Below are 11,818 nucleotides of genomic sequence, written 5' to 3'. Positions count from 1 at the left end.
AGTGATCGGCACGGCTTCGGCGGAATACCAGGTCGACAAGCAGATCGCGGATATCGAGAACACCATCCAGCGCCATCCGGACGGCATCATCTCCATTCCGGTCGACGGAACGGCAACGGCCGCCACCTACAAGAAAGTGTCCGAGGCCGGCATCAAACTCGTGTTCATGGACAACGTACCGACCGGCCTTAAGCATCCTGAGCAATACGCGTCGATGATTTCCGCCGACAGCGAAGGCAACGGCCAGATCGCGGCGAAAGTACTCGCCTCGTGCGTGCCGCAGGGCGCAACCGTCGGGCTCGTGAATTTCGGCGTGGATTACTTCAGCACGACGGAACGCACCAAGGCCGTCAACGACTGGATCAAGAAAAAGCGTCCGGATATCAAGATCAAACAGGTCGCCTTTACGGACCCGTCGAAGGTCGGGCAAATCGCAGGCGATTTCCTCACCGGGAATCCGGACGTCAAGGGGCTGTTCGCCGTTTGGGATCAACCGGCGCTCGACACGCTGACGTCGATGCGGGCGCAAGGTGTGAATATTCCCGTCACGACGGTCGATCTGGGCCTTCAGTCAGCCATCGAAATTGCCAAGGGCGGACCGCTCAAGGCAACCGGCTCGCAACGCCCTTATGATCAAGGCGTAGCCGAGGCCATGGCGATGATGAAGGCGCTGATCGGACAGACGCCCCCTGCATGGATCGGCGTGCAGTCTCTGCCGGTGGTTCAGTCGAACGTGCTCGAGTCTTATAAGACGGTGTTCAAGAAGGACCCGCCGCCCCAGCTTGCCGACGCGTGCAAGAAAGCCAAGCCGGCTTGCGGGTGACCGCAGGTGACTGCAGGTGACTGCAGGTGACATAAAAGGCACGCATAGTCCGGACGAAACGCATTCATCCGGGCGCTAGCCGGCGCCCGGATGAGCGTTCCCGCTTGTGACGCCACCAGCCGCGACACTTTGCCCGGCGGAGCAAGGTAATATTGCGGTTTGACGTCCGGCGAGCCGCACGCCCGTTGCCTGCAAACGGCCGCCCGACGCAGCAAGCCACAAGAAAGGGCAACGGCCACGCGCATCGACTGTCATGCCTGCCGCGGCCCGCACCGTCACCCGTTTTCCGCCATCCATGAGTTCTGTAAGCCGCCACATCGCGCACCTGGACATGGACGCGTTCTACGCGTCCGTTGAACTCTTGCGCTACCCCGAACTGCGCGGCAAGGCGGTGGTCATCGGCGGCGGCCGCAATGGCGTGCCGCAAACGCTTGAAGACGGCAGCCGGCGCTTTGCGAAGCTGCGCGATTACGCGGGCCGCGGCGTGGTGACCACCTCCACTTACGAAGCCCGCGCGCTCGGCGTGTTCTCCGCCATGGGCATGATGAAAGCCGCCGTGCTGGCGCCCGACGCGATTCTGCTGCCCACTGATTTCGAGTCGTATCGCCACTACTCGCGCCTGTTCAAAGCGGCGGTCGCCGCGTTCACGGACCGGATCGAAGACCGCGGCATCGACGAAATTTATATCGACCTCACTGAGTTGCCGGGTGAACCCAGCGAGATTGCCGCGCGCATCAAGCAGGCCGTCAATCAGGCGACCGGCCTCACCTGCTCCATTTGCGTAGCGCCGAACAAGCTGCTGGCAAAAATCGGCTCCGAACTCGACAAACCAGACGGCCTCACGATCCTGACGCCTGCGGACGTGCCATTGCGCGTGTGGCCGTTGCCGGTGCGCAAGGTCAACGGAATCGGTCCGAAGGCCGCGGAAAAACTCACGGCGCTCGGTCTTGTCACCGTCGGCGATCTGGCGGCGGCGGACGCGGGTCTGTTGCAGGACCACTTCGGGCGCAGCTACTCGGCGTGGCTCATGCAAGTCGCGCAAGGCTACGACGAGCGGCCGGTCGTGGTCGAATCGGAACCCAAGTCGATGAGCCGTGAGACGACCTTCGAACGCGATCTGCATCCGCGTCATGATCGCCCGGCCTTGTCGAGTTCGTTTACCGGCTTATGCGTGCGCGTCGCGGAAGACCTGGTGAAGAAGGGCTATGTGGGCCGCACCGTGGGCATCAAGCTGCGCTACGACGATTTCCGCACGGTCACGCGCGACCTGACGCTCGACGAACCGACTGCCGACGCCACCGAAATACGGCGCGCCGCAACCGAATGTCTGAGACGGGTGGAATTGAATCGCAAGCTACGGCTGCTGGGCGTGCGCGTGAGCGCATTGACGCCGGCCAACGCGCAGCCGATGAAGCAGCGTCTACCGGTTCAGGCCGATTTGCCTTTTGCCAGCGACGATTAACCCGCTGCTTCCACAGGGACATTGGCATTCGTGCGCGCCACCGGCAAGCTGGTTTCCACACTCGACGCCGCAATCGAAAACGCAAACGTGTTGACCCCGTTCGCGCTTTCCGCCGACACCGTGCCGCGATGCATCTCGGCAATCGCCTTCACGATCGCAAGACCCAGCCCGTGATTTTCGCGACTATTGGTGCGGGACACTTCCGCGCGATAGAACCGGTCGAACAGATGTTCGAGCACGCCCGGCTCGATCGGCTCGCCCGGGTTGGCCACTGCTACGCGCAACTGATCCGCTGCACTTGAGATCGTCACCGTAATCGCCGCGCCCGGTGCACAGTGCTGGATCGCGTTCATCAGCAGATTCGTGCAGGCGCGGCCAAATAGCGAGCGGTTCACACGCGCCACGGCATCGCCGCGCAATTGCGCATGCACGCGCGCTTCTTCCAGCGGAATCTCCAGAAACTCCAGCGTATGCGCGACTTCCGCAGCCAGCGACACTTCGACGAGGCCCGTCGCGCGCTCGCCCTGGTCGGCGCGAGCAAGGAACAGCATGTCGTTGATGATCGCCCGCATACGTTCGAACTCTTCGAGATTCGATTGCAGCGTATGGCGCAAATCGTCGACCGAGCGGTTGCGCGTCAACGCCACTTCGGTCTGGCCGATCAGAATCGTCACCGGCGTACGCAGTTCGTGAGCCACGTCCGCGTTGAACGACTCGAGGCGGCCGTATGCGCCATCCAGACGTTCGAGCGCGCCGTTGAACGAATTGGCCAGATCGTTCAATTCGAGTGGCAGCGAGGCCGTATTCAGACGTTGCGAGCGGTTATTCGGACTCACGGCGGACGCATCTCTCGTGAGGCGCGTCAACGGAGCAAGACCGAGCCGCGTGACCGAATAACTCAGCAGCAGCACGGCGAGACTGCCCAACGCGGACAGCGCGGCGAGCGCCGCCCCGAACACACGCATTGTGCGAGTGTTCGGCGAACAACTGGCGGCGACCTGCAATTGCACAGGTGGGCGGGCCCCGTAAGCCGGTATCGTCACCGTGATGGTCAGCATATCCGCGCCGCCGCCGACTGGCGAAACCCTCGCGTAGCCACCCGGCCAGCTCGACACCACGGGCCCCTCGATAAGCTTGCCGTAGTGAAAATACGGATCGTTGCTCAACACCGAATACACGGTGCTGCCGTCGTGCGGCGTCATGTCAGTGAGCTTTTCGCGGGCCATACGCCACTTCTCCGGCGTCACCGCGTGATACACGATAATCCGCGCGATCTCGGTACGATCGTCGAGCGATTCGCGCAAATGGTGTTCGAGTTGCGTGCGCAACACCAGAAACAGCCCGGTACCGACCAGCGTGAACACCAATAGCGCCACAAGCGCGAACATCAACGCAAGGCGGCGCGCGATAGAACGGTTCATGATTGTTCTGCTTCCTCACGCACTTCGAGCACGTAGCCCATGCCGCGCACGGTGTGCAGCAGTTTCGAGGGAAACGGACCGTCGAGCTTGGCGCGCAGTCGTTTGATCGCGGTTTCGACCACGTTCGTATGACTGTCGAAGTTGACGTCCCACACGAGTTCGGTAATGGCGGTCTTCGAGAGGATGTCGCCTTGCCGGCGCGCCAGCACGCTCAGCAACTGGAATTCCTTGGCGGTCAGATCGAGGCGTACGCCGTCGCGGGTGGCGCGCCGGCCGATCAGATCGACGAACAGATCGCCCACGGAAATCAGCGTCGACTCCTGCGAACGCGTGCGGCGCGCGAGTGCATGCAGCCGCTCGACCAGTTCGAGAAAAGAAAAGGGTTTGGTGAGGTAGTCGTCGGCGCCTTCGCGCAGACCGCGCACGCGGTCGTTCACATGGTCGCGGGCGGTCAGCATGATCACCGGTGTCGACTTGCGCATGCGCAGCGCCTTCAGCACGCTAAAACCGTCGCGTTTGGGCAGCATGACGTCGAGGACGATGACGTCGTAATCGAATTCGGTGGCCAGATGCATGCCTTCCTCGCCGTCGAGCGCGACGTCGACAACCCAGCCCTGCTCTGTCAAACCGGAGCGCAGGTAGTCCACCACCTTATGCTCGTCTTCAACGATCAGCAATTTCATGCGCGTCCCCTTGTATCTGCATTATACGAAACGCTTCGTTTTCCTCGTTCCTGTCTGGCCGTGTCATTGTCAGGTGGCTCACTTCGCGGGAGCCATCGCCTCCTTCGTGTCCGCTGTGCTGCCGGGTGCCTGCGCGCCCGATACCTTCGTGCCGTCGTCCCAGCCGCCGCCCAGCGCCTTCACCAGCGAAACCGATAGGGTCATCTGCTGGCCATGAATCTGCACGTCCTGACGCTCGCTGGTCAGCAGCGACTGCTGCGCCGTGATGACGTCGAGGTACGCAACCAGGCCGCCCGAATAACGGTCGTTGGCAAGCGACAGCAGATGCTGCGCGTCAGTCACCGCCTCGTGCGACTGCTTCGCTGCGCCGTCCAGCACCGACAGACCTGTGATGCCGTCCTGCACCTGCTGGAACGCGGTTAGCACAGTTTGCCGGTAATTCGCCTCGCTCGCCTGGTAGCCTTCGCTCGCGAATTTCACGTTCGCCGCACGGCGGCCGCCGTCGAACAACACCTGGCCGACCGTCGCGCCAAGCGTCCACATCAGCGTAGGCGCGCTCAGCAGGCTTGCAAACTGCGTGCTTTCCCAGCCGATGCTCGGTGTCAGCGTCAGGCTCGGAAAGAACGCCGCTTTGGCAACGCCGATCTGCGCGTTCGCCGCGGCCATCGCGCGCTCTGCCGACGCGATATCCGGGCGGCGTTGCAATACGTCGCTCGGCAAACCAAGCGGAATCGGCGGCACATTCACGTCGATTACTTTGGGTTCGATCGCGAACTGCGGCGCGGGCACGCCGACCAGCGCGGCAATCGCATGTTCGTACTGCGCGCGCTGATTCAACAGGAGCTGCGCCTGCACCCGTGTCGAATCGAGCAGCGACTTCTGCTGCAACACGTCGAGCCCCGACACCGAGCCGAGGTCGTGTTCGCTCGTGACGTAATCGAGCGCCTTCTGCTGCAATTTCACCGATTGATTGAGCACGTCGATCTCGGCGTCGAGTTCACGCAGCGAGAAATAGTCGGTGGCGAGATCGGTGGTGAGGACGAGCCGTGCGTTGGCGAGGTCGTCCGCCGATTGCCGCGCTGAGGCCGCGGCGCCTTCCACTTCACGACGTATCCGTCCGAATAGATCGGTGTCGTAGTTGATCGTCGGACCGAGTTGCAGATTGTTCTGCACGGTCGAGGTTGTCGGCGTGGCGTAATTCGTGAGCGGACGATCTTTAGAGACTCTGAAGCGCGATCCCGACGCCGTCGCATCAACCTCGGGAATCTGCTGGGCGCGCGTATTCGCGAGCGTGGCTTTGGCCTGTTCATAATGCGCGCTTGCCGCGACCAGCGTCTGATTCTGCGCGAGCGCCTGCGTTTCCAGCGTGGCGAGTGTCGGATCGCCGAACGCGCTCCACCAGTCCAGCGAGATCGGCGCATGCGAAGGCGCCGCGACGCGCCAGTACGAATCGGTTTGCCAGGTCGGCGGCACCTCGGCTTGCGGACGCTGATAATCCGGGCCAACGGTGCACGCGGCCAGCAAGGCCGCGCTCGCGGCGGCCGCAAGCGTCCTCAGTGTCGTCCGCGCCGTCTGTATCGTTACTGCCCGACAAGCGCCCGCCTGCTTCGAGATCACGACGCCCCCTTGCCGTTTTTCCGCGGCTGCGTGATCTGCACGTGATCGCCGTCCGCGATCGAATCGCTCGGATTGATGATGATCTTGTCGTTCGCCTCGATCCCGCTTTCGATTTCGAGCGACTGCCCAAGGTCCTGCGCGATCACGATCTTGCGCAACGCCACATTGCCATTTGCATCGACCACAGCGACGCGTGGACCTTCGGCGCGAAACAGCAAGGCATTGCCCGGCACCATCAATTGCGCGTGAACGACCGCCGGCACGGCCACCTGCACATACGCGCCGGGTCGCAGCCTGTCGTCGGGATTCGGCAAGGTCACTTCGATTTGCAGCGAGCGGGTCGGCACATCGATCGCGCCGGAGATGTGCGTGATCGTGCCGTGGAACTGCTGCCCCGGCAATTCGGCCTGCGTGACCACGACCTTCTGCCCGACCGATACGTTTTGCGCGTACGCCTGCGGCAGTTGCACATAGACCCGCAGCGGATCCGACTGCGCCAATGCGAACAGCGCGCGGCTCGTGCCGCTGCCCGCGTCGATCAGGTCGCCGACATCGACATTGCGCTGCGTGACCACGCCCGAGAACGGCGCGACGATGCGCTTGAACGATTCGAGTTGCTGCAGGCGTTTCACGTTGGCATCGGCAGCAGCGACGTTGGCGATATCCTGTGTGTACGTGCTCTGCCGTTCGTCGAGCTCCTGCTGCGAGACCGCATCGCGTTGACGCAGTTGTTGCCAGCGATCCAGCGAGCTTTTGGCGAGGCCGAGACTCGAACTGGTTTGCTGACGCTGTGCCAACGCCTGCGCGAGCTCCTGATCGATTTCCGGCGTATCGAGATCGGCAAGCAGTTGCCCCTGCTTCACCCGCGCGCCGATATCGGCGTACCAGTGCAGCAGATAACCGGTCGAGCGTGCGTAGATCGGCGATTCGACATTGCCGCGCAACGTGCCCGGCAACAAGGTGTTACCGCCACCTTCAGTTTGCGTCGGACTCACCACGTTCACATACTGCGCGGCGTTCTGCCGGGTCGTTTCAGCGACTGAGCGGTTTTGCAGAACATCTGCGATCACCGTGCGCAATGCGCCCACGGCGAGCAGCGCCAGCACAATCCAGACGGCGATTTTCGCGCGTTTCCATTCGCGATTACGCGGCGGCAAAGCGTGGCCGCTTTCGGTCTCTCGCGAGGGAATCGCCAGCGATGCATGAGTTTTTTCGGTCATCTCAGTCAGCCATCTCAGTCAGCCGTCAATTAACGTTACGCGGGTTTGCCTTCGCCGCCGCGGTTTGGCGATGGGCCGTCGTTGCCGTGGCCGCCCGTTGTATCTGTGTCGTCATCGTCGTGGTGGCGCCGCGCGAGGCGCGTATGAATGCCGGCAAACACCAGCGGCACGAAAAACAGCGTGGACACGGTGGCGAACAGCAATCCACCGATCACCGCGCGGCCGAGCGGCGCGTTCTGCTCGGCGCCCTCGCCCAGACCCAGCGCCATCGGAACCATGCCGATGATCATCGCGAACGCGGTCATCAGCACCGGCCTGATCCGGCTTGCTCCGGCTTCGAGCGCGGCGGTGAGCGGCGGCGCACCGGCGGTGAGCCGCTGGCGCGCGAACGACACCATCAAAATACTGTTGGCCGTGGCGACGCCCATCGTCATGATCGCGCCGGTCAATGCGGGCACGCTCAAATGCGTGCCGGTCAGAAACAGCATCCATACGATGCCCGCCAGTGCCGCGGGCAACGCGCTGATGATGATCAGCGGATCGACCCACGACTGGAAATTCACCACGATCAGCAGGTACACCAGCACGATTGCCATCGCCACGCCAAGACCCAGACCGAAGAATGAACTGCGCATGGTCTGCACCTGGCCGCGCAAGGTGATCTGACTGCCACGCGGCAGCGACGCCCGCACGTTATTCACCAGCTTGTCGACCTGATTCGCGACGCTCCCCAGGTCGCGCTTCTCGACGCTCACGTACAGGTCGATCACGGGCCGGATGTTGTAGTGCGTGACTTCCGCGAACTGATTTTGCGGCGAGACCCGCACCAGGTTGCCGAGCAGTTGCGTCGGTCCGTTGGCCGAGCCCGATACCGGCGTGCGCAACAACTCATCGATCGACGAAATCTGATACTGCGGCGTTTGCACCGCGACGTTGTATTCGACGCCGTTCTTGTTGTTGAACCAGAAACCCGGCGAAGTCTGCGAACTGCCCGACAAAGAAATGAGCACGTTTTGCGCCACGTTGCTCGCGCTCAGGTTGAGCTGCTGCAGGCGCGTACGGTCCATCTGAAGATTGATGGCCGGTTCGTCCAGTTTCTGCTGGATGTGCGTGTCGACGGTGCCGGGAATCATCCGCACCTGTTTCAGCAGCTTGCGTGCAACGTCGAAATTGCACTCCTGATCCGCACCGGAAATCTGCACGTCCACGGCGGCGGGTAGACCGAAATTGAGAATCTGCGTGACGATGTCGGCCGGTTGAAAAAAGAACTCGACGCCCGGAAAGCGCTGCGGCAAGACCGCGCGCAATTTGTCCATGTAGGTTTGCGTCGGTTTGTGGTCTTCGTTCAGGGCCACCTGAATTTCGCCGTCGAGCGTGCCGATCGTGCCGGCGTTGCTATATGAGAGATTGATACCGCTATACGGCAAGCCGAGATTGTCGAGAATCGTACCGAGATCTTTAGGCGGCACGACCTCGCGGATAACCTTCTCGACTTCGTCCGCGAGACGGGCGGTTTCCTCGATGCGCGTGCCGGTCGGCGCACGCATATGCAGGCGAATGTCGCCCGCGTCCACACTCGGGAAAAAATCTTCGCCGAGCACGAAAACCAGTCCCATCGACACAATGCAGAAACCGAGGAACAGACCGCCGAACCGGCCCCGGCGCACCAGCACGCTACTGAGAATCACAATGTACGCGCCGCGCATGCGCTCGAAACCGGCATCGAAGCGGTGATAGAGTCGCATGAACAGATTCGGACTGGCACCGGCCTTGGGCTTGTGCGCATGGCCCATCAGCAGCATCGCCAATGTCGGCACCAGTGTGCGCGACAGTACGTACGAGGCGAGCATCGCGAACACTACCGCCTCGGCGAGCGGCACGAACAGGTAACGCGCGACGCCGGTCAGGAAGAACATCGGCACGAATACGATACAGATACACAGCGTCGACACGAGTGCAGGAATCGCGATTTCGCCGGCGCCGTCGAGAATCGCATCGTGCAGATTCGTGCCCATATGCAGATGCCGTTCGATATTCTCGATCGTCACCGTCGCGTCGTCGACCAGAATTCCGACCGCCAGCGCGAGACCGCCCAGCGTCATGATGTTGATGGTCTGCCCGAGCGCGTGCAGTGCGAGCAACGAGGACAGAATCGACAGCGGAATCGAAATCGCGATGATGCAGGTACTGCGCCAATTGCCGAGGAACAGCAGAATCATCGCAGCGGTCAGCGCGGCCGCAACCAGGGCCTCACGCACCACACCCTGCACCGCCGCTTTCACGAATACCGACTGGTCGAACAGCGCCGTGATGTGCAGGTCCGGCGGCAACGCGGCGCGCGCCGCCGGCAGCAGGCCTTGCAGCGTATTGACGATCGAGAGTGTCGACGCACTGCCGTTCTTCAGCACCGACATCAGCACGCCGCGGTGTCCGTCCTGCCGCACGATATTGGTCTGCGGCGAGAATCCGTCGCGCACGTGAGCCACTTCACGCAGATACGTCGTCGCGCCATTGAGCGTGCGCACCGGAATGTCGTTGAGCCCTTCCACCGTGGCGGGCGAGCCGTTCATATTGATCGTGTATTCTTTCGACCCGATCTTGGCCGTACCGGTCGGCAGAATCAGGTTTTGCGCATTGAACGCGCTGACCACGTCGGATGGCGTCAGGCCTTTTGCGAGCAACGCGCGCGTGTTGAGGTCGACTGAGATCAGACGTGATTTGCCGCCGTACGGATACGGCACGGCCGCGCCCGGAATCGTCACCAGTTGCGGACGCAGGAAGTTCAATGCAGTGTCGTTGAGCGCCTGCTCGGAGAGCTTCGGACTCGACAAGCCGAGCTGGATCACCGGAATACTGGAGGCCGAGTAGCTGATCACCAGAGGCGGCGTGGCGCCTGGTGGCATCTGTTTGAGCTGTGCCTGTTCGACGGCCACCGTTTGTGCGATCGCGGTCTGGATGTTCGCGTTCGGCTGCAGGAACACCTTGAGAATCGTGATACCCGCAAGCGACTGCGATTCGATGTGCTCGATGTCATTGACCGTGGTGGTCAGGCTGCGCTCGTTGACCGACGTGATGCGGTTGGCCATGTCTTCGGCCGACAAGCCCGCGTAATTCCAGATGATGCTGACCACCGGAATATTGATTTCCGGCAACACGTCGACCGGCGTGGTCAACAGCACATAGGGCGTCGCCAGCAGGATCAGGATGGCCATCACGATGAACGTGTATGGCCGCTTAAGCGCAACGTTGACGATCCACATGAAACGCGCCCGAGAGAATGCCGATAAGGAATTGAATCGCCGTGACTGGACGGTCGCGCTGTTTCAGCATTCGACATGCTGAAGCCGGCAAACATGAAACCACGTTGCCGGGGCCAATGCCCGCGCCTCTCCCGGTGAATCAGGCCTTATGCTAGATCGGTAGCACCAACGCCTGCATGGCGCCAAAATGGCGAAATTGTCAGGAAGGCTAATGTAATGATAGGCGACGCTTCAAACGCATGCGGGTTGACGATGTGCAAACGTTTGATAAGAGGGAGATAAGCTCTTTTAATGGAATTGCTAAAGGCATGTCTCGCCGAAATGCCACGAAACATGCCTTTAGATTAAATTGCGCAATGCAAAAACCTTACGCGCTGCGTTGCCTCATGCAACGAGCTTACGTTCGTCGCTTAGGTTCGTCACGTACGTTCGTCACCTACGTTCGTCACAAAGAGGTTGGGCCATCGCACTAATCGCCGGCGTGGCGGGAGGCAATGGCAGTCGCACGATTGTGCTGTTGCACAGGCCATCAACTGTATCTGTGAGATTTACAGGTGCACGAGCAGAATTGTTGTTCGCGCACCGATCCGCGCGATTCGCCTGTGCCGCGACGAGCGGCACGGCTTTCCTGCCGCCGAGGTTTATCAGCCCATGACCGCCAGCCCATTCCTCACAGCCGATGTCCTGATCGCCTATAGCGCCTACTTCGTCGGCACGGCGAGCCCGGGGCCGAGCAATCTCGCGATCATGTCGCTCGCCATGAGCGCGGGCAGGAAATCCGCGCTGACCTTCGCGCTCGGCGTGGTGTCCGGTTCGTTCTTCTGGGCCTTGCTGGCGTCGCTGGGTTTGTCGGCGGTACTCGCCACTTATTCGGAATGCCTCGTGGCGGTCAAGATTGCCGGCGGCCTTTATCTGCTGTGGCTGGGTTTCAAATCCGCGCGCTCCGCATTCAGCGCGGAAAAGCTGCCCACGAATACCGCACGCGAAGGCGAACCGCTCAAACGGCTCTATCTGCGCGGCCTGCTGCTGCATCTCACCAATCCGAAAGCGATTCTGGTGTGGCTCTCGATCGTCTCGCTGGCGATGTCGCCAGCAGGCGGCACGTCGCACACCGCGCCGGTGGTGCTCGGCTGCATGTGCATCGGCGTATCGGTGTTCAGCAGCTACGCGGTGCTGTTTTCAACCGCGTCCGCACGGCGTATCTATGTCGCGATCCGTCGCTGGCTGGACGGGTCGCTCGCGATCATGTTCGGTATTGCCGGGATCAAGCTGCTGACTTCGAAAAACTAGCGGCGCCTTCGGTGCGCGCCCGCTCTGCGATACTGTCGCTCT

8 protein-coding genes are annotated in these 11,818 nt (G+C 61.8%); 3 read left to right on the top strand and 5 right to left on the bottom strand.

The window, feature by feature from the left end:
* Positions 1-823, top strand: an 823-nt coding sequence (locus VFE81_RS27670) for a substrate-binding domain-containing protein (RefSeq protein ID WP_325047625.1), incomplete at its 5' end; no start/stop codon positions are given.
* Positions 824-1,118: 295 nt separating this feature from the next.
* Complete coding sequence (gene dinB / locus VFE81_RS27665) at positions 1,119-2,285, top strand: DNA polymerase IV (protein WP_325047624.1); 1,167 nt, start codon at positions 1,119-1,121, stop codon at positions 2,283-2,285.
* Here the strand turns inward: dinB and VFE81_RS27660 are convergent.
* From VFE81_RS27660 to VFE81_RS27640, 5 genes are all read right to left on the bottom strand, one after another.
* Positions 2,282-3,706, bottom strand: coding sequence for a heavy metal sensor histidine kinase (locus VFE81_RS27660; protein ID WP_325047623.1), 1,425 nt, complete (start codon positions 3,704-3,706; stop codon positions 2,282-2,284). The two genes, dinB and VFE81_RS27660, sit on opposite strands and share 4 nt — an antisense overlap.
* Positions 3,703-4,389, bottom strand: coding sequence for a heavy metal response regulator transcription factor (locus tag VFE81_RS27655; protein ID WP_007176723.1), 687 nt, complete (start codon positions 4,387-4,389; stop codon positions 3,703-3,705). Before VFE81_RS27655 ends, VFE81_RS27660 begins: the two co-directional genes overlap by 4 nt.
* Positions 4,390-4,467: 78 nt before the next feature.
* The gene (locus VFE81_RS27650; RefSeq protein ID WP_325047626.1) at positions 4,468-5,967 is read right to left on the bottom strand and encodes an efflux transporter outer membrane subunit; all 1,500 of its coding nucleotides are present in this window, start codon (positions 5,965-5,967) and stop codon (positions 4,468-4,470) included.
* 35 nt (positions 5,968-6,002) lie between these two features.
* The gene (locus VFE81_RS27645) at positions 6,003-7,226 is read right to left on the bottom strand and encodes an efflux RND transporter periplasmic adaptor subunit (protein WP_325047622.1); all 1,224 of its coding nucleotides are present in this window, start codon (positions 7,224-7,226) and stop codon (positions 6,003-6,005) included.
* Between the two features lie 35 nt (positions 7,227-7,261).
* Complete coding sequence (locus VFE81_RS27640; protein WP_325047621.1) at positions 7,262-10,486, bottom strand: efflux RND transporter permease subunit; 3,225 nt, start codon at positions 10,484-10,486, stop codon at positions 7,262-7,264.
* 651 nt (positions 10,487-11,137) lie between these two features.
* Between VFE81_RS27640 and VFE81_RS27635 the strand changes: the two genes are divergently transcribed.
* Positions 11,138-11,776 carry a LysE family translocator gene (locus tag VFE81_RS27635; protein ID WP_325047620.1) on the top strand — a complete coding sequence of 213 codons (639 nt, stop codon included), beginning with the start codon at positions 11,138-11,140 and terminating at the stop codon, positions 11,774-11,776.
* Positions 11,777-11,818 lie beyond the last annotated feature (42 nt).

It is taken from the genome of Paraburkholderia sp. (assembly GCF_035656215.1).
Lineage (GTDB): Bacteria > Pseudomonadota > Gammaproteobacteria > Burkholderiales > Burkholderiaceae > Paraburkholderia.
This window is presented reverse-complemented; position numbering and strand designations above follow the sequence as displayed.